Source organism: Enterobacter sp. BNK-14 (assembly GCF_047456095.1).
In the GTDB taxonomy this organism is placed as follows: Bacteria; Pseudomonadota; Gammaproteobacteria; order Enterobacterales; family Enterobacteriaceae; genus Enterobacter; species Enterobacter kobei.
The window spans coordinates 3,030,086-3,054,241 of the sequence record NZ_CP179897.1; the positions used below are offsets into that span (position 1 = coordinate 3,030,086).

Consider the following 24,156-nt stretch of genomic DNA (forward strand, 5'->3'; position numbering starts at 1 on the left):
CTCAGCCCCCTGCGATAACCTGAAACAGCAGGATCTGGTCGCCGTCATTGACCTGCTGATGTTCCCACTGCTCGCGCGGCAGGATCTGTTGATTGAGTGCCAGCGCCGTTCCCGGCTTGAGCTGACGTAACTTATCGAGCAGGGCGGCAATGGTCAGCCCGTCGTCGCAGCTTATCGGCTCATCGTTAAACAGAATGCGCATCGCGGCCTCCGCATACCGGGCAGTGGCTGGCGCGGTTTAAGGCCAGATGGCGCCAGCCGCCTGAACGAGCGTCGAACAGCCGCAGCGTATTACGTTCCGTCTCCATGCCGCTGAGCAGCTTGATGGCCTCAAGCGCCTGAAGGGTGCCCATCACTCCGACTACCGGGCCAAGAATGCCTGCCGTGCGGCAGTTGCGTGCGGGCTCGGCATCGTCCGGCCACAGGCAGCGATAGCAGCCCTGCGCCCAGGGGGGCGTCAGGACCATCATCTGTCCGCCGAACCCCACCGCGCTGGCGGTGATCAGCGGCGTGTTATTGATCACGCAGGCGGCGTTGATCGCCTGACGCGTCGCCATATTGTCAGTGCAGTCCAGCACCACGTCGGCCAGGGCGACCTCACGGTGCAGATTGTCATCGCTCAGCCGCGTCTGGAGTGCAATCAGTTCGATGTCCGGGTTGAGCTGATTCAGCCTCTGGCGGGTAATCTGCGCTTTGGGTTGATTAATGTCCTTTGTCGTGAAGAGGATTTGTCGCTGCAGGTTGCTGAGGTGCACCTCGTCGTCGTCGGCCAGCACCAGCGTACCGATACCTGCGCCTGCCAGATAAAGCGCGGCGGGGGCGCCTAATCCACCCAGACCAACAATCAACACCCTGCTGGCGAGCAGCTTTTGCTGCCCGTCGATGGCGATATCCTCCAGCAGAATTTGACGGCTGTAGCGCATAAAATCGCGGTCATTCATCGCCCGCTCCTGCCAGCTGTAAAAGCCGTGCCGTGGCCGCCTGCCAGTCCGTCGCCTGGGTAATCGCGCTGACGACGGCGATACTGCCGACGCCGGTTTCCAGTACCGCAGGGGCGCGTTCAAGGCTTATCCCGCCAATGGCAACGGTGGGGTAATCGGTCAGGCGCTTAACGTGTAACGCCAGCTGCGTTAAACCCTGTGGTGCGGAGGGCATCTGCTTGGTTTGCGTCGGAAAAACGTGGCCGAGGGCAATGTAGGAGGGGCGCGCCGGCAGTGCCACGTCAATTTCCATATCGTCGTGTGTCGACACCCCCAGCCGCAGCCCGGCTTTGCGAATAGCGTTAAGATCGGTAGTTTCCAGATCTTCCTGACCCAGATGGACGCCGTACGCCTGGTGCTTAATAGCCAGCCGCCAGTAGTCGTTGATAAACAGACGAGCGTGGTAGCGTCGTCCCAGCGCGATGGCGGCGATAACGTCGGCCTCAACTTCTTCATCGCGCTTATCCTTGATGCGCAGCTGGAGGGTGCGAACGCCTGCCTCCAGCAGGCGTTGGATCCACTCCACGCTGTCCACCACCGGATAGAGCCCTAAACGGAAGGGCACGGAGGGGAAATCAGGCTGGTACATTAGGCCTCCTCTTTTTTGAGGTAGATCTCGCCGCCTTTCGCGCGGAAGGTTTCTGACATGTCTGCCATACCCACTTCGATGGTCTGTGCGGCGGCGTAGTCGCGTACCTCCTGGCTGATTTTCATCGAGCAGAATTTTGGACCGCACATGGAGCAGAAGTGTGCCACCTTGCCCGATTCCTGTGGCAGGGTTTCGTCGTGGTAGGCGCGGGCGGTGAAGGGGTCCAGCGCCAGGTTGAACTGATCTTCCCAGCGGAATTCAAAGCGCGCCTTCGACATGGCGTTATCGCGGATTTGCGCCCCCGGGTGGCCTTTCGCCAGATCCGCCGCATGAGCGGCAATTTTGTAGGTAATCAGTCCTTGCTTCACGTCCTCTTTATTTGGCAGGCCCAGGTGCTCTTTCGGCGTGACGTAGCAGAGCATGGCGCAGCCGAACCAGCCGATCATCGCTGCGCCAATCCCGGAGGTGAAGTGGTCGTAGCCCGGTGCAATATCGGTGGTCAGGGGCCCCAGAGTATAGAACGGCGCTTCGTGGCAGTGCTCCAGCTCCTCGGTCATATTGCGGCGGATCATCTGCATCGGCACATGTCCAGGGCCTTCAATCATTACCTGTACGTCATACTCCCATGCAATTTTTGTCAGTTCGCCCAGCGTGTGCAGCTCGGCAAACTGCGCTTCGTCGTTGGCATCGCGAATGGAGCCCGGACGCAGGCCGTCGCCCAGCGACAGGGATACGTCATAGGCAGCGCAGATTTCGCAGATCTCGCGGAAGTGTTCGTAGAGGAAGTTTTCCTGATGATGTGACAGACACCATTTTGCCATGATGGATCCGCCGCGGGAGACGATGCCGGTCAGACGTTTTGCGGTCATCGGCACGTAGCGCAGCAGCACGCCAGCGTGAATCGTGAAGTAGTCCACGCCCTGTTCCGCCTGCTCCAGCAGCGTGTCGCGGAAGGTTTCCCAGGTGAGGTTTTCGGCGATGCCGTTCACTTTCTCCAGCGCCTGATAAATCGGGACGGTACCAATCGGGACCGGGCTGTTACGCAGGATCCACTCGCGGGTTTCGTGAATATAACGGCCAGTTGAGAGGTCCATTACCGTGTCCGCGCCCCAGCGCGTTGACCAGACCAGCTTTTCTACCTCCTCTTCGATGGAGGAAGTGACGGCAGAGTTACCGATATTGGCATTGACCTTCACCAGGAAATTGCGGCCGATAATCATCGGTTCGGATTCCGGGTGGTTGATGTTGGCAGGGATAATCGCGCGGCCAGCGGCCACTTCGTCACGCACAAACTCCGGCGTGATGTTTTCCGGCAGGCGAGCGCCAAACCCTTCACCTGGATGCTGGTGGCGCAGCACTTCGCTACGGATACGCTCGCGGCCCATGTTTTCACGAATGGCGATGAACTCCATCTCCGGCGTGACGATTCCCTGGCGCGCATAGTGCAGCTGGGTCACGCGTTTGCCCGCTCTGGCGCGTTTTGGCGTCAGCAGACCGGTGAAACGCAATTCGTCCAGACCGTCGTCGGCCAGGCGCGCTTTGGTGTACGACGAGCTTTGTTCGTTGAGTTCTTCACAGTCGTTACGTGCGTCAATCCACGGCTGGCGCAGCTTTGCCAGACCCCGCTGAACATTGATGGCAACAGAGGGATCGCCATACGGGCCGGAGGTGTCATACACCGGGACGGCTTCGTTATCTTCATATTGCGGGTTATCTTTGCTGCCGCCGATAAGCGTCGGGCTAAGCTGGATTTCGCGCATCGGCACGCGAATGTCGGCCTGTGAACCGGTGATGTATATGCGCTTCGAGTTCGGGAAAGCGGTACCTTCCAGGGTATCGATGAAGTGTTGGGCGTGTTCGCGCTGTTCGCGACGGGTCAGTTTAGTGGTAGACATAGCTCATTCCAGAAGTGAAGGACATGGCTTGTCAGACGACGGATGAAGCAAGAGAAGATCGCCTCAGGGGCGATACAACAGCAGTGTGACTCTTGTTCCCTTCGCAGGTATTAACCTGATCAGGTTCCGCGGATCCCGAATTAACGGTCTCAGCCCGCGCGTTTAAGCGCTGGGCACTCCGACAAGAAAAATCCCCCTCCGCAGAGGGGCGAATGGTTGTAAATTACTCGTTAACGATTAAGAACTCAAGCAGGGCGCGCGATGTTATCTTCGTTACTCACATCCAGGCCGTTATTCAGGACGAGGGCGATCAGCCTGTCTTCCAGCGTGAATCGCTCTTCCAGCGCTTCGCCAAGATCGGAAAGCGCCTGCTGGAACTCAAGATAATTGTCGTGATCGATGGCATTTTCGAGCGTGGAATCGTAGTAATCCATGATCTGCTGGGTGTTGGCTTCCAGCAACGGATAGAGTTTACTGGCCGCTAAATACGGCGTTGTCCCTTCCATTTCGCGGATAATACGTTCATAAATATTGAAATGTCCGTCGGACAGGTAGTCGACCAGGCTCTGACAAAAATCATCCAGCGCTTTTTCATTCAGCCGCATAAACGATTCTTTGCCAGGCTTAATACCGACCAGATTGTAATAAGCCACGAGTAGATGCTTGCGTACATGTAGCCAGCGATCCACCAGTTTGTTACTTCCTCTAACGCGCTCAGTCAGGCTTTCTAGCTGGTTTAACATGGTTGACTCCGCAAGGTTGAGAATTGAATCTGCTTATCCAAAATGTAACCACAATGCTAACAACATGTCAGTGAAGCGAAGGTAGTGCAATAGATATGGATCGTATTATTGAAAAATCAGATCTGGGTTGGTGGATCGTCAGTCACGAACAAAAACTATGGCTTCCTGCCGGGGAGATCCCTTATGGCGCAGCAGAGGCGTTCGATCTTGTTGGCCAGCCAGCACTGAAGATTGGTGAATGGCAGGGGGATGCAGTGTGGTTGATCCAACAGCCTCGCCGTCAGGAGATGGGATCGGTTCGTCAGGTGCTGGATCAGGATGTTGGCCTGTTCCAGCTGGCGGGGCGCGGCGTCCAGCTGGCGGAGTTTTACCGCTCGCATAAATACTGCGGCTACTGCGGCCATACCATGCACCCGAGCAAAACCGAGTGGGCAATGCTCTGCGGCCACTGCCGTGAACGTTACTATCCGCAGATTGCACCCTGCATTATCGTCGCCATTCGCCGTGAGGATACTATCCTGCTGGCGCAGCATACCCGCCATCGCAACGGCATTTATACCGTTCTTGCCGGTTTCGTCGAAGTGGGTGAAACGCTGGAGCAGGCGGTAGCGCGTGAAGTGATGGAAGAGAGCGGGATCAAGGTGAAAAACCTGCGCTACGTAACGTCTCAGCCGTGGCCATTCCCGATGTCCCTGATGACGGCGTTTATGGCGGAATACGACAGCGGTGAGATCGTTATCGATCAGAAAGAGCTGCTGGACGCGAACTGGTATCGTTATGACGATTTGCCTCTGTTACCGCCACCCGGCACCGTGGCGCGTCGGCTGATAGAAGATACCGTGGCGATGTGTCGGGCCGAGTATGAGTAGTGTTACACTGAGGCCATGACGCTTAAGGAACTGCAAAAATGACCGAACTGAAGAACGATCGTTATCTGCGTGCGCTGCTGCGCCAGCCCGTTGATGTCACCCCGGTGTGGATGATGCGCCAGGCAGGACGCTATCTGCCAGAGTACAAAGCCACGCGTGCGCAGGCAGGTGATTTTATGTCGCTGTGCAAAAACGCTGAGCTGGCGTGTGAAGTGACGCTCCAGCCGCTGCGCCGCTTCCCGCTGGATGCCGCCATTCTCTTTTCGGACATTCTGACCATTCCGGATGCAATGGGCCTTGGCCTGTACTTTGAAACCGGCGAAGGCCCGCGTTTTACCTCCCCGATCAAAAGCAAAGCCGACGTGGATAAGCTGCCGATCCCCGATCCGGAAGGCGAACTGGGCTATGTGATGAACGCCGTGCGCACCATTCGCCGTGAGCTGAAAGGCGAAGTGCCGCTGATAGGCTTCTCCGGTAGCCCGTGGACGCTGGCAACTTACATGGTTGAAGGTGGCAGCAGCAAAGCTTTTACCGTGATCAAAAAAATGATGTACGCCGAGCCGATGGCTCTGCATGCGCTGCTGGACAAGCTGGCGAAGAGCGTCACGCTCTATCTCAACGCGCAGATTAAAGCGGGCGCGCAGTCAGTGATGATTTTCGATACCTGGGGTGGCGTACTGACGGGGCGCGATTATCAGCAGTTCTCCCTGTATTACATGCACAAAATCGTTGATGGCCTGCTGCGTGAAAACGAAGGCCGCCGCGTGCCGGTGACGCTGTTTACCAAAGGTGGCGGTCAGTGGCTGGAAGCGATGGCGGCGACCGGCTGCGATGCATTGGGTCTCGACTGGACGACCGATATCGCTGATGCTCGCCGTCGCGTGGGCGACAAAGTGGCGCTGCAGGGCAATATGGACCCGTCCATGCTCTATGCACCGCCAGCCCGCATTGAAGAAGAAGTGTCGACTATACTCTCTGGTTTCGGCCAGGGGGAAGGCCACGTCTTTAACCTCGGCCACGGCATTCATCAGGATGTTCCGCCAGAGCATGCAGGCGTATTTGTGGAGGCGGTGCATCGGCTTTCTGCCCAGTATCACCAGTAAGGAGTGGTTATGGATCTCGCGTCGCTACGCGCTCAGCAAATTGAACTGGCTTCATCGGTGATCCGCGAGGATCGCCTGGATAAGGATCCCCCGCAGTACATTGGCGGAGCGGACGTCGGATTCGAGCAGGGTGGTGAAGTGACGCGAGCGGCGATGGTGGTTCTGAAATACCCTTCGCTGGAGCTGGTTGAGTACAAGGTGGCGCGTATCGCCACCACTATGCCGTACATTCCGGGTTTCCTCTCCTTTCGCGAGTATCCCGCGCTGCTGGCAGCATGGGAGCAGCTCTCGCAAAAACCTGACCTGCTGTTTGTGGATGGACACGGTATCTCACATCCGCGCCGTTTAGGCGTGGCCAGCCATTTTGGGCTGCTGGTGGATGTGCCGACCATTGGCGTTGCCAAAAAACGCCTGTGTGGCGCGTTTGAACCACTTTCCCCCGAGCCGGGTGCGCTGGCGCCGCTTATCCATAAAGGCGAGCAGCTGGCGTGGGTCTGGCGCAGCAAAGCGCGCTGTAATCCGCTGTTTATCGCGACCGGTCACCGGGTGAGTATGGACAGCGCACTGGCGTGGGTTCAGCGCTGTATGAAGGGCTACCGTTTACCGGAGCCAACCCGTTGGGCGGACGCCGTCGCTTCCTCGCGTCCGGCTTTTGTTCGTTGGCAGGAAATTCAGCCGTGATTCAGGTAAACTGCGGCTAATTTTCGATTCGAGACATCATCATGTTACAAAACCCGATTCATCTGCGCCTTGAGAAGCTGGAAAGCTGGCAGCACGTCACCTTTATGGCTTGCCTGTGCGAGCGCATGTATCCCAACTATGCCGCGTTCTGTAAGCAGACGGGCTTTGGTGATGGTCATATCTACCGCCGCATTCTGGATTTGATCTGGGAAACGCTGACGGTCAAAGACGCAAAGGTGAATTTCGACTCCCAACTGGAGAAGCTGGAAGAGGCGATCCCGGCCGCGGATGATTTTGATCTGTACGGTGTCTATCCGGCCATTGATGCCTGCGTGGCATTAAGTGAGCTGATCCACTCCCGTCTGAGTGGCGAAACCCTGGAGCATGCTATCGAAGTCAGTAAGGCATCCATTACGACCGTTGCGATGCTCGAAATGACCCAGGAAGGCCGTGAAATGACCGACGAAGAGCTGCGAGCTAACCCGGCGGTTGAGCAGGAATGGGATATCCAGTGGGAAATTTTCCGCCTGCTGGCAGAGTGTGAAGAACGTGACATTGAGCTGATCAAAGGGCTGCGTGCGGACTTACGTGAGTCGGGTGAGAGCAATATTGGTATAATTTTTAACCAATGAGACAACAAAACGTGATTTAACGCCTGTTTTGTCGCACCTCGACTCTTCCCTTCTGCCCCCCGTCTGGTCTACATTTGGGGGGCGAAAAAAAGTGGCTATCGGTGCGTGTATGCAGGAGAGTGCTTTTTTGGCATTTTCGTCGCACTCGATGCTTAGCAAGCGATAAACACATTGAAAGGATAACTTATGAACAAGACTCAACTGATTGATGTAATTGCGGACAAGGCTGATCTGTCTAAAGTGCAGGCTAAAGCTGCTCTGGAATCTACCCTGGCTGCTATTACTGAGTCTCTGAAAGAAGGCGATGCTGTACAACTGGTTGGTTTCGGTACCTTCAAAGTGAACCACCGCGCTGAGCGTACTGGCCGCAACCCGCAGACCGGTAAAGAAATCAAAATCGCCGCAGCTAACGTGCCGGCATTTGTTTCTGGTAAAGCACTGAAAGACGCTGTTAAGTAAGACGCGTGGCAGTGAACAGTTTTAGCGAAGGGGCGGTAACGCCCCTTTTGTCATTCTGGCGTGGAACGCTCGCGCTGGCAGGCGTGCTTCTGCTGTCTGCCTGCAGCCACGACACCTCTCTGCCACCGTTTACCGCCAGCGGGTACGCTGACAATCAGGGTGCGGTGAGGATATGGCGCAAAGATTCCGGCGGCGAAGTGCATCTGCTCTCTGCTTTCAGTCCGTGGCATAACGGCAATACGTCGACCGCGGAGTATCGCTGGCAGGGTGATTACCTGTCGCTGATTGAACTGAACGTCTACAGTAAAACCCCCGAACATGTGAAAGTGCGTTTTGACGACCATGGAGAGCTGAGCTTTATGCAGCGTGAAGTGAGTGGTCAAAAACAGCAGCTTTCCAGCGATCAGATTGCCCTCTACCGCTATCGTGCTGAACAAATCCGCCAGACCAGCGATGCGCTTCGTCTTGGACGTGTGGTGCTGCGTCAGGGGCGCTGGCATAACGATGGCACGGTAACCACCTGCGAAGGGCAGACGGTGAAGCCTGAGCTTGAATCCTGGGCGACCGAACATATTCAACGCCGTCAGCGTCATTCATCAATGGAAGTGAGTGTCGCGTGGCTTGAGGCGCCGGAAGGCTCCCAGCTGTTGCTGGTGGCGAACGAAGATTTCTGCACGTGGCAGCCGACAGAGAAGAGTTTTTGAATTCTGTGGATTAAGCCGGATGGCGCTAACGCTTATCCGGCCTACGAACGATCCCCTCTCCCTTAGGAAGAGGGTGAGGGTCTGAAATTACTCGCCCTGCTCGCGCGCAATCGCACGATAACCAATATCCTGACGGCTAAAGCTACCGTTCCAGTGAATATCCGCCATCAGCGCATAGGCACGCTTCTGCGCTTCTGCAACGGTATGACCCAGTGCGGTAGCACACAGGACGCGGCCGCCGTTGGTCAGTACGCGCTCGTCGTCAGACAGTTTCGTACCCGCGTGGAATACCTTCGCGCCGTCAATCTCTTCCAGCGGCAGGCCGTGGATTTCATCACCGGTTTTGTAGTTACCCGGATAACCGCCCGCAGCAATCACTACGCCCAGAGACGCACGTTCGTCCCACTCTGAGGTTTTTTCGTCCAGCTTGCCTTCGCAAGCCGCCAGACACAGATCGACCAGGTCCGATTTCATGCGCAGCATTATCGGTTGAGTTTCCGGATCGCCAAAGCGGCAGTTGAACTCGATAACCTTAGGGTTGCCCTGCTTGTCGATCATCAGACCCGCGTAAAGGAAACCGGTGTAGGTATTCCCTTCCGCCGCCATGCCTTTCACGGTAGGCCAGATAATGCGGTCCATGGTGCGCTGATGTACTTCATCCGTCACCACCGGGGCAGGGGAGTAGGCGCCCATCCCGCCGGTATTAGGACCGGTATCGCCATTACCCACGCGTTTATGATCCTGGCTGGTGGCCATCGGCAGAACGTGCTCGCCGTCGACCATGACAATGAAGCTCGCTTCTTCGCCGTCGAGGAACTCTTCAATCACGATACGGTGGCCTGCATCGCCAAAGGCATTGCCAGCCAGCATATCCTGAACCGCGGCTTCCGCTTCTTCGAGGGTCATCGCAACGATAACGCCTTTACCGGCGGCCAGACCGTCGGCTTTAATAACGATCGGCGCGCCTTTTTCACGCAGGTAAGCCAGAGCTGGCTCCACTTCGGTGAAGTTCTGATATTCCGCCGTCGGGATGTTGTGACGTGCCAGGAAATCTTTGGTGAAGGCTTTAGACCCTTCCAGTTGGGCAGCACCTTCCGTTGGTCCGAAGATTTTCAGGCCAGCAGCGCGGAACGCGTCAACTACGCCAATCACCAGCGGCGCTTCCGGGCCGACAATGGTCAGATCGATTTTCTCATTCTGGGCAAAGTTCAGCAGGGCCGGGATATCGGTCACACCGATGGCGACGTTCTGCAAAGCGGGTTCCAGGGCAGTACCGGCATTACCCGGTGCCACGAAGACCGTTTTCACCCGCGGAGACTGCGCCGCTTTCCACGCCAGGGCGTGCTCGCGTCCGCCGTTACCAATCACTAATACTTTCATTTTTCTGCTCCGGGAATTAATGGCGGAAGTGGCGCATGTCGGTGAAGATCATCGCGATACCGTGCTCGTCGGCGGCGGCAATCACTTCGTCGTCGCGGATAGAACCACCAGGCTGGATCACGCAGGTAATGCCTACAGCGGCTGCCGCATCGATACCGTCACGGAACGGGAAGAAGGCATCAGAGGCCATGGCGGAACCTTTCACTTCCAGCCCTTCATCACCTGCTTTGATCCCGGCAATTTTCGCAGAATAGACACGACTCATCTGGCCTGCGCCTATTCCGATGGTCATGTTCTCTTTGGCGTAGACGATGGCGTTGGACTTGACGAACTTCGCCACTTTCCAGCAGAACAGCGCGTCACGCAGCTCCTGCTCGCTCGGCTGGCGTTTGGTCACTACGCGCAGGTCAGCTTCTGTCACCATACCCAGATCGCGATCCTGAACCAGAAGGCCGCCGTTCACGCGTTTGAAGTCCAGACCCGGCACGCGATTTGCCCACTGGCCGCAAATCAGTACGCGCACATTCTGTTTTGCCGCGGTGATTTTCAGCGCTTCTTCGGATGCCGATGGTGCAATAATCACTTCAACAAACTGACGGGAGATGATGGCCTGCGCGGTTTGGGCATCCAGCTCGCGGTTGAAGGCGATAATGCCCCCAAACGCGGAGGTCGGGTCGGTTTTGTAAGCACGGTCGTAAGCGTCCAGAATAGAGGTGCTCACCGCCACACCGCAAGGGTTGGCGTGCTTGACGATAACGCAGGCTGGCTCGCTGAACTCTTTCACGCATTCCAGCGCAGCGTCGGTGTCAGCAATATTGTTGTAGGAGAGCGCCTTGCCCTGAACCTGCTGAGCGGTGGCAACCGAGGCTTCTTTGATCTCTTCTTCTATATAGAAGGCAGCCTGCTGGTGGCTGTTCTCGCCGTAACGCATATCCTGCTTCTTGATGAAGTTCAGGTTCAGCGTGCGCGGGAAGCGGCCAGAAGGATCGTTGCTTTCACCGTGGTAAGCCGGCACCAGGCTACCGAAGTAGTTGGCGATCATGCTGTCGTATGCAGCGGTGTGTTCGAAGGCTTTGATAGCGAGGTCGAAACGCGTGTCGAGCGTCAGTGACCCTTCGTTGGCATCCATCTCGCTAATAATGGTGTTGTAATCGCTGCTCTTCACCACGATGGCCACATCTTTATGGTTCTTGGCTGCAGAGCGCACCATGGTCGGGCCGCCGATATCAATATTTTCTACCGCATCTTCCAGAGAGCAGCCTTCGCGGGCAACGGTCTGGGCAAACGGGTAGAGGTTAACGACAACCATGTCGATTGGCGCGATATCATGCTTTTCCATAATGGCATCGTCCTGGCCGCGACGGCCAAGAATACCGCCGTGCACTTTCGGATGCAGAGTTTTGACGCGTCCATCCATCATCTCCGGGAAACCGGTGTAATCGGACACTTCGGTTACCGGCAGACCTTTATCTGCTAACAGGCGTGCGGTGCCGCCTGTAGAAAGCAGCTCCACACCGCGTGCAGAAAGTGCCTGAGCGAATTCGACGATACCGGCTTTATCAGAAACACTGAGCAGAGCGCGGCGGACTGGACGACGTTGTTGCATGGTAAATCCCCTGGATTTCACGATTACAGAGAGCGTTAGATGAATTTTCCTGCGAAAAACTCATCTAACACACCTGACGAGGCATCCTTGTGAAGCGCGAGCATTTTAACGAAAACGTTTGCGCAACGCTCGCACATTTTTACTTTTTCGTATCATTGTGGATAAGTCTGTGTGTAAAAGGGTATAAGACGGGGTTTTGCTGTGGAATGCAGCAGTCAGTCATTTTTCTGTCATTTAGCGGTTGCGGCCTGCGGAGAACTCCCTATAATGCGCCTCCATCGACACGGCAGATGTGAATCACTTCACAGACAACCCGGTCGGTTGAAGAGAAAAAATCCTGAAATAACGGGTTGACTCTGAAAGAGGAAAGCGTAATATACGCCACCTCGCAACGGTGAGCGAAAGCCGCGTTGCACTGCTCTTTAACAATTTATCAGACAATCTGTGTGGGCACTCAAAGTGACATGGATTCTTAACGTCGCAAGACGAAAAATGAATACCAAGTCTCTGAGTGAACATACGTAATTCATTACGAAGTTTAATTCACGAGCATCAAACTTAAATTGAAGAGTTTGATCATGGCTCAGATTGAACGCTGGCGGCAGGCCTAACACATGCAAGTCGAACGGTAGCACAGAGAGCTTGCTCTCGGGTGACGAGTGGCGGACGGGTGAGTAATGTCTGGGAAACTGCCTGATGGAGGGGGATAACTACTGGAAACGGTAGCTAATACCGCATAACGTCGCAAGACCAAAGAGGGGGACCTTCGGGCCTCTTGCCATCAGATGTGCCCAGATGGGATTAGCTAGTAGGTGGGGTAACGGCTCACCTAGGCGACGATCCCTAGCTGGTCTGAGAGGATGACCAGCCACACTGGAACTGAGACACGGTCCAGACTCCTACGGGAGGCAGCAGTGGGGAATATTGCACAATGGGCGCAAGCCTGATGCAGCCATGCCGCGTGTATGAAGAAGGCCTTCGGGTTGTAAAGTACTTTCAGCGGGGAGGAAGGTGTTGTGGTTAATAACCGCAGCAATTGACGTTACCCGCAGAAGAAGCACCGGCTAACTCCGTGCCAGCAGCCGCGGTAATACGGAGGGTGCAAGCGTTAATCGGAATTACTGGGCGTAAAGCGCACGCAGGCGGTCTGTCAAGTCGGATGTGAAATCCCCGGGCTCAACCTGGGAACTGCATTCGAAACTGGCAGGCTAGAGTCTTGTAGAGGGGGGTAGAATTCCAGGTGTAGCGGTGAAATGCGTAGAGATCTGGAGGAATACCGGTGGCGAAGGCGGCCCCCTGGACAAAGACTGACGCTCAGGTGCGAAAGCGTGGGGAGCAAACAGGATTAGATACCCTGGTAGTCCACGCCGTAAACGATGTCGACTTGGAGGTTGTGCCCTTGAGGCGTGGCTTCCGGAGCTAACGCGTTAAGTCGACCGCCTGGGGAGTACGGCCGCAAGGTTAAAACTCAAATGAATTGACGGGGGCCCGCACAAGCGGTGGAGCATGTGGTTTAATTCGATGCAACGCGAAGAACCTTACCTACTCTTGACATCCAGAGAACTTTCCAGAGATGGATTGGTGCCTTCGGGAACTCTGAGACAGGTGCTGCATGGCTGTCGTCAGCTCGTGTTGTGAAATGTTGGGTTAAGTCCCGCAACGAGCGCAACCCTTATCCTTTGTTGCCAGCGGTTAGGCCGGGAACTCAAAGGAGACTGCCAGTGATAAACTGGAGGAAGGTGGGGATGACGTCAAGTCATCATGGCCCTTACGAGTAGGGCTACACACGTGCTACAATGGCGCATACAAAGAGAAGCGACCTCGCGAGAGCAAGCGGACCTCATAAAGTGCGTCGTAGTCCGGATTGGAGTCTGCAACTCGACTCCATGAAGTCGGAATCGCTAGTAATCGTAGATCAGAATGCTACGGTGAATACGTTCCCGGGCCTTGTACACACCGCCCGTCACACCATGGGAGTGGGTTGCAAAAGAAGTAGGTAGCTTAACCTTCGGGAGGGCGCTTACCACTTTGTGATTCATGACTGGGGTGAAGTCGTAACAAGGTAACCGTAGGGGAACCTGCGGTTGGATCACCTCCTTACCTTAAAGAACCTGCCTTTGTAGTGCTCACACAGATTGTCTGATGAAAAGTAAATAGCAAGGCGTCTTGCGATTGAGACTTCAGTGTCCCCTTCGTCTAGAGGCCCAGGACACCGCCCTTTCACGGCGGTAACAGGGGTTCGAATCCCCTAGGGGACGCCACTTGCTGGTTCGTGAGTGAAAGTCACCTGCCGTCATATCTCAAAACTGACTTGCGAGTCATGTTTGAGATATTTGCTCTTTAAAAATCTGGATCAAGCTGAAAATTGAAACGACACACATGTTATGTGTGTTCGAGTCTCTCAAATTTTCGCAAACCGATGATGAATCGAAAGAAACATCTTCGGGTTGTGAGGTTAAGCGACTAAGCGTACACGGTGGATGCCCTGGCAGTCAGAGGCGATGAAGGACGTGCTAATCTGCGAAAAGCGCCGGCGAGGTGATATGAACCTTTGACCCGGCGATGTCCGAATGGGGAAACCCAGTGTGATTCGTCACACTATCGTTAACTGAATACATAGGTTAACGAGGCGAACCGGGGGAACTGAAACATCTAAGTACCCCGAGGAAAAGAAATCAACCGAGATTCCCCCAGTAGCGGCGAGCGAACGGGGAGCAGCCCGGAGTCTGAATCAGCTTGTGTGTTAGTGGAACGGTCTGGAAAGTCCGACGGTACAGGGTGATAGTCCCGTACACGAAAATGCACAGGTTGTGAACTCGAAGAGTAGGGCGGGACACGTGGTATCCTGTCTGAATATGGGGGGACCATCCTCCAAGGCTAAATACTCCTGACTGACCGATAGTGAACCAGTACCGTGAGGGAAAGGCGAAAAGAACCCCGGCGAGGGGAGTGAAAAAGAACCTGAAACCGTGTACGTACAAGCAGTGGGAGCCTACTTGTTAGGTGACTGCGTACCTTTTGTATAATGGGTCAGCGACTTATATTCTGTAGCAAGGTTAACCGTATAGGGGAGCCGAAGGGAAACCGAGTCTTAACTGGGCGTTAAGTTGCAGGGTATAGACCCGAAACCCGGTGATCTAGCCATGGGCAGGTTGAAGGTTGGGTAACACTAACTGGAGGACCGAACCGACTAATGTTGAAAAATTAGCGGATGACCTGTGGCTGGGGGTGAAAGGCCAATCAAACCGGGAGATAGCTGGTTCTCCCCGAAAGCTATTTAGGTAGCGCCTCGTGAATTCATCTTCGGGGGTAGAGCACTGTTTCGGCTAGGGGGCCATCCCGGCTTACCAACCCGATGCAAACTACGAATACCGAAGAATGTTATCACGGGAGACACACGGCGGGTGCTAACGTCCGTCGTGAAGAGGGAAACAACCCAGACCGCCAGCTAAGGTCCCAAAGTCATGGTTAAGTGGGAAACGATGTGGGAAGGCACAGACAGCCAGGATGTTGGCTTAGAAGCAGCCATCATTTAAAGAAAGCGTAATAGCTCACTGGTCGAGTCGGCCTGCGCGGAAGATGTAACGGGGCTAAACCATGCACCGAAGCTGCGGCAGCGACACTATGTGTTGTTGGGTAGGGGAGCGTTCTGTAAGCCGTTGAAGGTGGCCTGTGAGGGTTGCTGGAGGTATCAGAAGTGCGAATGCTGACATAAGTAACGATAAAGCGGGTGAAAAGCCCGCTCGCCGGAAGACCAAGGGTTCCTGTCCAACGTTAATCGGGGCAGGGTGAGTCGACCCCTAAGGCGAGGCCGAAAGGCGTAGTCGATGGGAAACAGGTTAATATTCCTGTACTTGGTGTTACTGCGAAGGGGGGACGGAGAAGGCTATGTTAGCCGGGCGACGGTTGTCCCGGTTTAAGCATGTAGGCGGAGGTTCCAGGTAAATCCGGTACCTTATTAACGCTGAGGTGTGATGACGAGGCACTACGGTGCTGAAGTAACAAATGCCCTGCTTCCAGGAAAAGCCTCTAAGCATCAGGTAACACGAAATCGTACCCCAAACCGACACAGGTGGTCAGGTAGAGAATACCAAGGCGCTTGAGAGAACTCGGGTGAAGGAACTAGGCAAAATGGTGCCGTAACTTCGGGAGAAGGCACGCTGATATGTAGGTGAAGCCCCTGCGGGTGGAGCTGAAATCAGTCGAAGATACCAGCTGGCTGCAACTGTTTATTAAAAACACAGCACTGTGCAAACACGAAAGTGGACGTATACGGTGTGACGCCTGCCCGGTGCCGGAAGGTTAATTGATGGGGTTAGCGGCAACGCGAAGCTCTTGATCGAAGCCCCGGTAAACGGCGGCCGTAACTATAACGGTCCTAAGGTAGCGAAATTCCTTGTCGGGTAAGTTCCGACCTGCACGAATGGCGTAATGATGGCCAGGCTGTCTCCACCCGAGACTCAGTGAAATTGAACTCGCTGTGAAGATGCAGTGTACCCGCGGCAAGACGGAAAGACCCCGTGAACCTTTACTATAGCTTGACACTGAACACTGGTCCTTGATGTGTAGGATAGGTGGGAGGCTTTGAAGCGTTGACGCCAGTCTGCGTGGAGCCGACCTTGAAATACCACCCTTTAATGGCTGGTGTTCTAACGTAGACCCGTGATCCGGGTTGCGGACAGTGTCTGGTGGGTAGTTTGACTGGGGCGGTCTCCTCCCAAAGAGTAACGGAGGAGCACGAAGGTTAGCTAATCCTGGTCGGACATCAGGAGGTTAGTGCAATGGCATAAGCTAGCTTGACTGCGAGAGTGACGGCTCGAGCAGGTGCGAAAGCAGGTCATAGTGATCCGGTGGTTCTGAATGGAAGGGCCATCGCTCAACGGATAAAAGGTACTCCGGGGATAACAGGCTGATACCGCCCAAGAGTTCATATCGACGGCGGTGTTTGGCACCTCGATGTCGGCTCATCACATCCTGGGGCTGAAGTAGGTCCCAAGGGTATGGCTGTTCGCCATTTAAAGTGGTACGCGAGCTGGGTTTAGAACGTCGTGAGACAGTTCGGTCCCTATCTGCCGTGGGCGCTGGAGAATTGAGGGGGGCTGCTCCTAGTACGAGAGGACCGGAGTGGACGCATCACTGGTGTTCGGGTTGTCATGCCAATGGCACTGCCCGGTAGCTAAATGCGGAAGAGATAAGTGCTGAAAGCATCTAAGCACGAAACTTGCCCCGAGATGAGTTCTCCCTGAGACTTTAAGTCTCCTGAAGGAACGTTGAAGACGACGACGTTGATAGGTCGGGTGTGTAAGCGCAGCGATGCGTTGAGCTAACCGATACTAATGAACCGTGAGGCTTAACCTTACAACGCCGAAGCTGTTTTGGCGTGAGAGAGACGATTTTCAGCCTGATACAGATAACAGAATTTGCCTGGCGGCTTTAGCGCGGTGGTCCCACCTGACCCCATGCCGAACTCAGAAGTGAAACGCCGTAGCGCCGATGGTAGTGTGGGGTCTCCCCATGTGAGAGTAGGGAACTGCCAGGCATCAATCAAGAGGAACCCCGTACCGTAAGGTGCGGGGTTTTTTGCTTTGGGCGTTATTCCTCTCCTTGAAACTTTCTCACCTTCCTCTTGCAGACTCGACATTCAGGCCGGATCTCGGTATTGTTAGCTGTCTGGATGTCTAAACGTTTATACGTATGCTTTGAGGATTCAACGATATGCCGATTCGGGTGCAGGACGAGCTACCAGCCGTCAATTTCTTACGTGAAGAGAACGTCTTTGTGATGACGGCTTCACGCGCAACAGTTCAGGAAATTCGCCCGCTGAAGGTTCTTATTCTCAACCTGATGCCGAAAAAGATTGAAACAGAGAATCAGTTCCTGCGTCTGCTTTCAAACTCTCCGCTGCAGGTCGATATTCAGCTGCTGCGGATCGATGCGCGCGAGTCACGCAACACGCCTTCTGAGCACCTGAACAACTTTTACTGTAACTTCGATGACATTCAGGGGGAAAACTTCGACGGCCTGATTGTGACCGGCGCACCGCTCGGTCTGGTTGAATTTAACGATGTTGCCTACTGGCCGCAGATCAAACAGGTCCTGGAGTGGGCAAAAGATCACGTCACGTCCACCTTGTTTGTTTGTTGGGCGGTACAGGCGGCACTGAATATTCTTTATGGTATCCCTAAACAAACCCGCACTGAAAAGCTCTCCGGCGTATACGAACACCACATTCTTCATCCACATGCTCTGCTGACGCGCGGGTTTGATGATTCGTTTCTGGCGCCGCATTCGCGCTATGCCGATTTCCCGGCGCAGCTGATCCGTGATTACACCGATCTGGAGATCCTGGCCGAAACGGAAGAGGGGGATGCATACCTGTTTGCCAGCAAAGATAAGCGCATTGCCTTTGTAACCGGGCATCCTGAATACGATCCGCATACCCTTGCGTCAGAGTATTTCCGTGATGTCGAAGCGGGTCTTAATCCGGATGTGCCGTACAACTATTTCCCGAAAAACGATCCACAAAACAAACCGAGAGCAACCTGGCGCAGCCACGGGAATTTGCTTTTTACTAACTGGCTCAACTATTACGTCTACCAAATCACGCCATACGATCTGCGACACATGAATCCGACGCTAGAGTAATCTTCTGCATTAAACGATCCTAAAGCGTTTCAGCTGTTCGCATCAGGCACCTTCGGGTGCCTTTTTTATTTCCGAAATTCTACTCAACATTGAGAAAAACTTTAATTTCATACTGATCAAGGAGTTAACGTTATAAATAAAATAAAATGGAAATTGTTTTTGATTTTGGAAAGAATAGAGATAGTCTTAATTCTGCTGAGCGAAAACTACACAACGATCTTTCGTTCGCATCGGGGGCGTGATTTTGGATCTTTGATGAGGAGCAGAGTAATGACTCAACAGGCAACGACGGTCGACGAACTGGCCTTTACCCAGCCGCATGGTGAGCAAGAACAGCAAATATTGACGGCAGAGGCGGTCGAATTTCTGACTGAACTGGTGACCCGCTTTACGCCGCAGCGCAATAAGCTGCTGGCAGCACGCATTCACCAGCAGCAGGAAATTGACGATGGCAAGTTGCCTGGGTTTATTTCGGAAACCGCTTCCATTCGCCGTGGTGAGTGGAAAATTCGTGGTATTCCTGAAGATTTACAGGATCGCCGCGTTGAGATCACCGGTCCGGTAGAACGCAAAATGGTGATCAACGCCATGAACGCGAACGTTAAAGTCTTTATGGCTGATTTTGAAGACTCGTTGGCACCGGACTGGCGTAAGGTTATCGAGGGGCAAATCAACCTGCGCGACGCCGTGAACGGCACCATCAGCTATACCAACGAAGCCGGGAAAATCTATCAACTTAAACCGAATCCGGCGGTGCTGATCTGTCGCGTACGCGGTCTCCATCTGCCTGAAAAACACGTCACCTGGCGTGGGGAAGCCATTCCCGGCAGCCTGTTTGATTTCGCGCTCTATTTCTTCCACAACCACAAAAACCTGCTGGCAAAAGGCAGCGGCCCCTATTTCTATCTGCCAAAAACGCAGGCCTGGCAGGAAGCGGCGTGGTGGAGTGAGGTGTTCAGTTATGCAGAAGATCGTTTCAACCTGCCACGTGGCACCATCAAAGCCACCCTGTTGATTGAAACGCTGCCTGCGGTTTTCCAGATGAACGAAATTCTGCATGCCCTGCGTGACCACATCGTCGGCCTGAACTGTGGGCGTTGGGACTATATCTTCAGCTATATCAAAACCCTGAAAAATTATCCCGATCGTGTACTGCCCGATCGTCAGGTCGTCACTATGGATAAGCCGTTCCTGAGCGCCTACTCGCGCCTGCTGATCAAAACCTGCCACAAGCGCGGTGCCTTTGCGATGGGCGGCATGGCGGCATTTATTCCGAGCAAAGACGCGGAGCGTAACAATCAGGTGCTCAACAAAGTGAAGGCCGATAAAGAGCTTGAAGCGCGTAACGGTCATGACGGAACGTGGATCGCCCATCCGGGCCTCGCAGACACGGCAATGGAAGTCTTTAACCGCGTACTCGGTGACAATAAAAATCAGCTCTTTGTTACGCGCGAAGAGGATGCGCCAACGGCTGAAGAACAGCTGCTGGCACCGTGTGCAGGTGAACGTACGGAAGAGGGCATGCGCGCCAACATTCGCGTTGCGGTGCAGTACATCGAAGCCTGGATCTCTGGCAACGGCTGCGTGCCGATCTACGGCCTGATGGAAGATGCCGCCACGGCGGAAATCTCCCGCACCTCTATCTGGCAATGGATCCATCATCAAAAAACGCTCAGCAACGGCAAGCCGGTGACCAAAGCCCTGTTCCGCCAGATGCTGGCCGAAGAAATGCGGGTGATCCAGGACGAGTTGGGCGAACACCGCTTCAGCAGCGGACGTTTTGATGATGCTGCACGCCTGATGGAACAAATCACCACCTCAGATGACTTAATCGACTTCCTGACCCTGCCGGGCTACCGCTTCCTGGCGTAACTCACCACATAACAATATGGAGCATCTGCACATGAAAACCCGTACCCAACAAATCGAAGAACTGAAGAAAGAATGGACACAACCGCGCTGGGAAGGCATTCGTCGTCCGTACAGCGCGGAAGAAGTGGTGAAATTACGCGGCTCGGTCAATCCGGAATGCACGCTGGCGCAAAATGGCGCGGCGAAAATGTGGAAGCTGCTGCACGGTGGTTCCAAAAAGGGTTATATCAATAGCCTCGGGGCGTTGACCGGCGGTCAGGCACTGCAGCAGGCGAAGGCCGGTATTGAGGCTGTCTATCTTTCCGGCTGGCAGGTTGCGGCGGATGCCAACCTGGCATCCAGTATGTATCCGGATCAGTCCCTCTACCCGGCGAACTCCGTGCCGTCGGTGGTTGATCGAATCAACAACACCTTCCGCCGTGCGGATCAGATCCAGTGGGCGGCAGGCATCGAACCCAACGATCCGCGCTTTATTGACTACTTCCTGCCGATCGTCGCGGATGCGGAAGCGGGTTTCGGCGGCGTGCTGAACGCGTTCGAGCTGATGAAATCAATGATTGAGGCCGGTGCAGCGGCCGTTCACTTCGAAGATCAGCTGGCATCGGTGAAGAAGTGCGGACACATGGGCGGTAAGGTGCTGGTTCCGACCCAGGAAGCGATTCAGAAGCTGGTTGCCGCGCGTCTGGCGGCAGACGTGCTCGGCGTGCCGACGCTGGTCATTGCCCGTACCGATGCGGATGCGGCTGACCTGATCACCTCTGACTGCGATCCGTACGACAGCGAGTTCATCACCGGTGAGCGCACCAGTGAAGGGTTCTATCGTACCCATGCAGGCATCGAACAGGCGATCAGCCGTGGCCTGGCGTATGCCCCTTACGCCGACCTGGTCTGGTGTGAAACCTCCACGCCGGATCTGGCGCTGGCAAAACGTTTTGCCGATGCCATTCATGCGAAATATCCGGGCAAACTGCTGGCCTATAACTGCTCGCCGTCCTTCAACTGGCAGAAGAATCTGGATGATAAAACCATCGCCAGCTTCCAGCAGCAGCTTTCTGACATGGGCTACAAGTACCAGTTCATTACCCTGGCGGGTATCCACAGCATGTGGTTCAACATGTTCGACCTTGCACATGCTTATGCGCAGGGTGAAGGCATGAAACACTACGTCGAGAAGGTTCAGCAGCCAGAATTCGCCGCCGGAAAAGAGGGTTATACCTTCGTTTCTCACCAGCAGGAAGTGGGAACGGGCTACTTCGACAACGTGACCACTATCATTCAGGGCGGTGCCTCCTCCGTCACCGCCTTAACGGGATCAACCGAAGAAGCACAGTTCTAATCGTTTCCCCCTCTCCCCCCTCGGGGAGAGGGTTGGGGTGAGGGGGAATATATGTCGCGTGGCCTGGAATTACTGATTGCTCAAACTATTTTGCAGGGCTTCGATGCCCAGTATGGTCGTTTTCTTGAAGTGACATCCGGTGCGCAACAGCGCTTCGAACATGCAGACTGGCATGCGGTTCAGCAGGCCATGAAGCAGCGTATTCACCTTTATGACCACCACGTGGGTCTGGTGGTGGAGCAGTTGCGCTGTATTACCGATGGTAAAAGCCCGGATGCGGACTTTTTACTGCGCGTGAAAGAGCACTACACCCATTTATTACCTGACTATCCGCGCTTCGAGATTGCGGAGAGCTTTTTCAACTCCGTCTATTGCCGGTTATTTGACCACCGCTCATTATCTCCTGAGCGGTTATTTATCTTCAGCTCTCAGCCTGAACGACGATTTCGTGCTATCCCACGTCCGCTGGCGAAAGATTTCTTCCCGGAACGCGGGTGGGAGAAGCTTTTGCACCGTGTGCTAACCGATTTGCCGCTGCGTTTGCCCTGGGAGAATAAAACCCGGGATATAGGTTATATCCACACCCACCTGCGCGAAACCTTCGGCGAGGCGTTGCTCGGCCGCAGCCACTTGCAGGTTGCCAACGAGCTTTTCTATCGCAATAAAGCCGCCTGGCTGGTAGGAAAACTGGTCACGCCATCGGCCATCGTACCGTTTCTGCTCCCCATCCATCGCACAGATGACGGGGAACTGTTTGTCGATACCTGCCTGACCACCAGCGCCGAGGCCAGCATTGTATTTGGCTTCGCCCGCTCCTATTTCATGGTGTACGCACCGTTGCCTGCCGCGCTGGTGGAATGGCTGCGGGAGATCCTGCCGGGCAAAACCACCGCCGAGCTGTATATGGCGATTGGCTGTCAGAAGCACGCTAAAACGGAAAGCTATCGGGAATACCTGCGTTATGTCACCACCGCAGATGAACAGTTTATCGAAGCGCCTGGCATTCGCGGCATGGTGATGCTGGTGTTTACGCTTCCGGGGTTCGACCGCGTATTTAAGGTCATTAAAGACCGCTTCGCGCCGCAAAAAGAGATGACCGCCGCGCACGTCCGCGCCTGCTATCAGCTGGTCAAAGAGCATGACCGTGTCGGACGTATGGCGGATACTCAGGAATTCGAAAACTTTGTGCTGGATAAGCAACAGATCGACCCGGCGCTGATGGCGCTTTTGCTCAAGGAAGCATCCGGGAAAATCACCGATCTTGGCGACAAAATCGTGATTAGCCATCTTTACATCGAGCGCCGCATGGTGCCGCTGAACATCTGGCTGGAGCAGTCCGAGGGTCAGGTGCTGCGCGATGCTATAGAAGAATACGGTAACGCGATTCGCCAGCTTGCCGCGGCCAATATTTTTCCGGGCGATATGCTGTTTAAAAACTTCGGTGTCACGCGCCACGGGCGAGTGGTGTTTTATGATTACGACGAGATTTGCTACATGACCGAAGTGAATTTCCGCGATATCCCGCCGCCCCGTTACCCGGAAGATGAACTGTCTGGTGAACCGTGGTACAGCGTTTCGCCGGGCGATGTCTTTCCCGAAGAGTTTCGCCACTGGCTGTGCGCCGACCCGCGCATCGGGCCGCTATTTGAAGAGATGCACGCCGACCTTTTTCGTGCCAGCTACTGGCGTGGGCTGCAAACGCGGATCAAAAACGGGCATGTGGAAGATGTGTACGCTTACCGCCGCAAGCAGCGGTTTTGCATCCGGTTTAACGAATCCCACCATACGCCAGCGTCACCTCTTTCGCCGCCTTAATCACCAGCGCACCTAACTCGGTGACGCGGTCGTCGGTCATGCGCGAAATTGGCCCGGAGATAGAGATGGCGGCAAACGGCTCGCGGTGCTCATCAAAGATACAGGCCGCGATACAGCGCAGACCCAAAGCATGTTCTTCATCATCAAATGAATAGCCACGCTTGCGGGTTAACGCCAGATCCTCTTTCAGATGCACCGGCGAAACCAGCGTGGCATGGGTATAGGCGTGCAGCCCTTTACGATGCAGCAGCCCTGTCACCTGATCTTCGCTGAGCTGAGACAGAAACGCTTTTCCTGCCCCGGACGCATGCATCGGCAGCTTACCGCCAATCGGCGCGGACATACGCATCAGCTGCGTGCACTGCACCTGATCGATAATGATTGCCTGATGATCGCTCTGATCAAGCACCGCCAGGTTTACCGTCTCGCCGGAATCTTCCATCAGCTTGCGCAGAATCGGATGGACAATCGCCAGCAGATTGCGGCTTTGCAGGAAGCTGCTGCCAACGATAAAGGCATGTGCGCCCACCGCCCAGTGTCCCAGCTCGCCGACCTGGCGGACAAAGCCCAGCTGCTGCATAGTGGTCAGCAGGCGGTGCGTGGTGGAGTTCGGCAGGCCAGCCTGCTGGGCCAGCTCCGTCAGGGCCACGCTGCTGTGCGACTCGGCTATCCACTCCAGCAGCTTCAGACCGCGCGTGAGCGATTGAACCTGTCCGCTCGGTTGTGCAGCGGGGGTGGCAGCAGGTTTTCTGCCGCGTTTGGCGGGAACGGTCGCGACCATGACGATCTCCTTTTTCTGTATCGTGGAAATCATTTTCGTTTTATTTGGTGATTTTGCAACCGTTAT

General features: G+C 55.0%; 18 protein-coding genes, 1 tRNA gene, 3 rRNA genes and 1 riboswitch. Of the genes, 14 read left to right on the forward strand and 8 right to left on the reverse strand.

Translation table 11 applies throughout. The features are described 5' to 3' along the window. Nucleotide 1: 1 nt before the first annotated feature. The 5 genes from thiS to ACMGGM_RS14460 form a co-directional block, all read right to left on the reverse strand. Nucleotides 2-202, reverse strand: coding sequence for a sulfur carrier protein ThiS (gene thiS, locus ACMGGM_RS14440; protein ID WP_014882071.1), 201 nt, complete (start codon nt 200-202; stop codon nt 2-4). Further along, on the reverse strand, nt 186-941 hold the full coding sequence (locus ACMGGM_RS14445) for a HesA/MoeB/ThiF family protein (RefSeq protein ID WP_045282298.1): 756 nt from the start codon (nt 939-941) through the stop codon (nt 186-188). Before ACMGGM_RS14445 ends, thiS begins: the two co-directional genes overlap by 17 nt. Continuing rightward, on the reverse strand, nt 934-1,569 hold the full coding sequence (thiE, locus tag ACMGGM_RS14450; RefSeq protein WP_414149026.1) for a thiamine phosphate synthase: 636 nt from the start codon (nt 1,567-1,569) through the stop codon (nt 934-936). The genes ACMGGM_RS14445 and thiE overlap by 8 nt, the downstream gene beginning before the upstream one ends. Beyond that, on the reverse strand, nt 1,569-3,464 hold the full coding sequence (gene thiC, locus ACMGGM_RS14455) for a phosphomethylpyrimidine synthase ThiC (protein ID WP_023331766.1): 1,896 nt from the start codon (nt 3,462-3,464) through the stop codon (nt 1,569-1,571). The genes thiE and thiC overlap by 1 nt, the downstream gene beginning before the upstream one ends. A 79-nt stretch (nt 3,465-3,543) precedes the next feature. Then, a riboswitch (TPP riboswitch) is annotated at nt 3,544-3,655 on the reverse strand. Nucleotides 3,656-3,709: 54 nt separating this feature from the next. After that, nucleotides 3,710-4,207: an Rsd/AlgQ family anti-sigma factor gene (locus ACMGGM_RS14460; RefSeq protein ID WP_063944149.1), complete on the reverse strand. Its 498-nt coding sequence runs from the start codon at nt 4,205-4,207 to the stop codon at nt 3,710-3,712. A 95-nt stretch (nt 4,208-4,302) separates the two neighbouring features. Between ACMGGM_RS14460 and nudC the strand changes: the two genes are divergently transcribed. The 6 genes from nudC (at nt 4,303) to ACMGGM_RS14490 (ending at nt 8,655) form a co-directional block, all read left to right on the forward strand. Further along, nucleotides 4,303-5,076 (forward strand): NAD(+) diphosphatase, encoded by a 774-nt coding sequence (gene nudC / locus ACMGGM_RS14465; protein WP_023338926.1) that lies wholly within the window; start codon nt 4,303-4,305, stop codon nt 5,074-5,076. A 38-nt stretch (nt 5,077-5,114) separates the two neighbouring features. Continuing rightward, a complete protein-coding gene (hemE, locus tag ACMGGM_RS14470; RefSeq protein WP_023336588.1) occupies nt 5,115-6,179 on the forward strand; it encodes a uroporphyrinogen decarboxylase in 1,065 nt (354 codons plus the stop codon). 9 nt (nt 6,180-6,188) lie between these two features. Next, entirely contained in the window at nt 6,189-6,860 is a 672-nt protein-coding gene (gene nfi / locus ACMGGM_RS14475) for a deoxyribonuclease V (protein ID WP_023331768.1), read from the forward strand. A gap of 41 nt (nt 6,861-6,901) precedes the next feature. Continuing rightward, a complete protein-coding gene (locus tag ACMGGM_RS14480; RefSeq protein ID WP_014882079.1) occupies nt 6,902-7,492 on the forward strand; it encodes a YjaG family protein in 591 nt (196 codons plus the stop codon). Nucleotides 7,493-7,678: 186 nt separating this feature from the next. After that, on the forward strand, nt 7,679-7,951 hold the full coding sequence (gene hupA / locus ACMGGM_RS14485; RefSeq protein WP_002445246.1) for a nucleoid-associated protein HU-alpha: 273 nt from the start codon (nt 7,679-7,681) through the stop codon (nt 7,949-7,951). Nucleotides 7,952-7,962: 11 nt separating this feature from the next. After that, nucleotides 7,963-8,655 carry a DUF1481 domain-containing protein gene (locus ACMGGM_RS14490; RefSeq protein WP_063944151.1) on the forward strand — a complete coding sequence of 231 codons (693 nt, stop codon included), beginning with the start codon at nt 7,963-7,965 and terminating at the stop codon, nt 8,653-8,655. An 87-nt stretch (nt 8,656-8,742) separates the two neighbouring features. On the opposite strand, the gene purD is transcribed toward ACMGGM_RS14490, so the two are convergent. Together purD and purH are read right to left on the reverse strand one after the other, a co-directional pair. Beyond that, the gene (gene purD, locus ACMGGM_RS14495) at nt 8,743-10,035 is read right to left on the reverse strand and encodes a phosphoribosylamine--glycine ligase (protein ID WP_047028107.1); all 1,293 of its coding nucleotides are present in this window, start codon (nt 10,033-10,035) and stop codon (nt 8,743-8,745) included. 16 nt (nt 10,036-10,051) lie between these two features. After that, nucleotides 10,052-11,641, reverse strand: a complete 1,590-nt coding sequence (gene purH / locus ACMGGM_RS14500; RefSeq protein ID WP_023331770.1) for a bifunctional phosphoribosylaminoimidazolecarboxamide formyltransferase/IMP cyclohydrolase — start codon at nt 11,639-11,641, stop codon at nt 10,052-10,054. A gap of 560 nt (nt 11,642-12,201) precedes the next feature. Between purH and ACMGGM_RS14505 the strand changes: the two genes are divergently transcribed. The 8 genes from ACMGGM_RS14505 to aceK all read left to right on the forward strand — a co-directional run bounded on the left by ACMGGM_RS14505 (nt 12,202) and on the right by aceK (nt 23,309). Then, a 16S ribosomal RNA gene (locus ACMGGM_RS14505) occupies nt 12,202-13,741 on the forward strand. A gap of 85 nt (nt 13,742-13,826) precedes the next feature. Next, a tRNA-Glu gene (locus ACMGGM_RS14510) sits at nt 13,827-13,902 on the forward strand. 192 nt (nt 13,903-14,094) lie between these two features. Further along, nucleotides 14,095-16,999: ribosomal RNA gene (locus tag ACMGGM_RS14515) — 23S ribosomal RNA — on the forward strand. A 65-nt stretch (nt 17,000-17,064) separates the two neighbouring features. Next, nucleotides 17,065-17,180 (forward strand): 5S ribosomal RNA (gene rrf, locus ACMGGM_RS14520). The 16S, 23S and 5S rRNA genes sit together here with 1 tRNA gene alongside, the layout of an rRNA operon. Nucleotides 17,181-17,356: 176 nt before the next feature. Then, on the forward strand, nt 17,357-18,286 hold the full coding sequence (metA, locus tag ACMGGM_RS14525; protein ID WP_023331771.1) for a homoserine O-acetyltransferase MetA: 930 nt from the start codon (nt 17,357-17,359) through the stop codon (nt 18,284-18,286). A gap of 270 nt (nt 18,287-18,556) precedes the next feature. Then, nucleotides 18,557-20,158: a malate synthase A gene (gene aceB, locus ACMGGM_RS14530; protein WP_045281844.1), complete on the forward strand. Its 1,602-nt coding sequence runs from the start codon at nt 18,557-18,559 to the stop codon at nt 20,156-20,158. Nucleotides 20,159-20,189: 31 nt separating this feature from the next. Further along, nucleotides 20,190-21,494: an isocitrate lyase gene (gene aceA / locus ACMGGM_RS14535; protein ID WP_014882085.1), complete on the forward strand. Its 1,305-nt coding sequence runs from the start codon at nt 20,190-20,192 to the stop codon at nt 21,492-21,494. 51 nt (nt 21,495-21,545) lie between these two features. Then, nucleotides 21,546-23,309, forward strand: a complete 1,764-nt coding sequence (aceK, locus tag ACMGGM_RS14540) for a bifunctional isocitrate dehydrogenase kinase/phosphatase (RefSeq protein ID WP_023331773.1) — start codon at nt 21,546-21,548, stop codon at nt 23,307-23,309. On the opposite strand, the gene iclR is transcribed toward aceK, so the two are convergent. Beyond that, complete coding sequence (gene iclR, locus ACMGGM_RS14545) at nt 23,263-24,090, reverse strand: glyoxylate bypass operon transcriptional repressor IclR (RefSeq protein ID WP_014882087.1); 828 nt, start codon at nt 24,088-24,090, stop codon at nt 23,263-23,265. The two genes, aceK and iclR, sit on opposite strands and share 47 nt — an antisense overlap. Between the last annotated feature and the right edge of the window lie 66 nt (nt 24,091-24,156).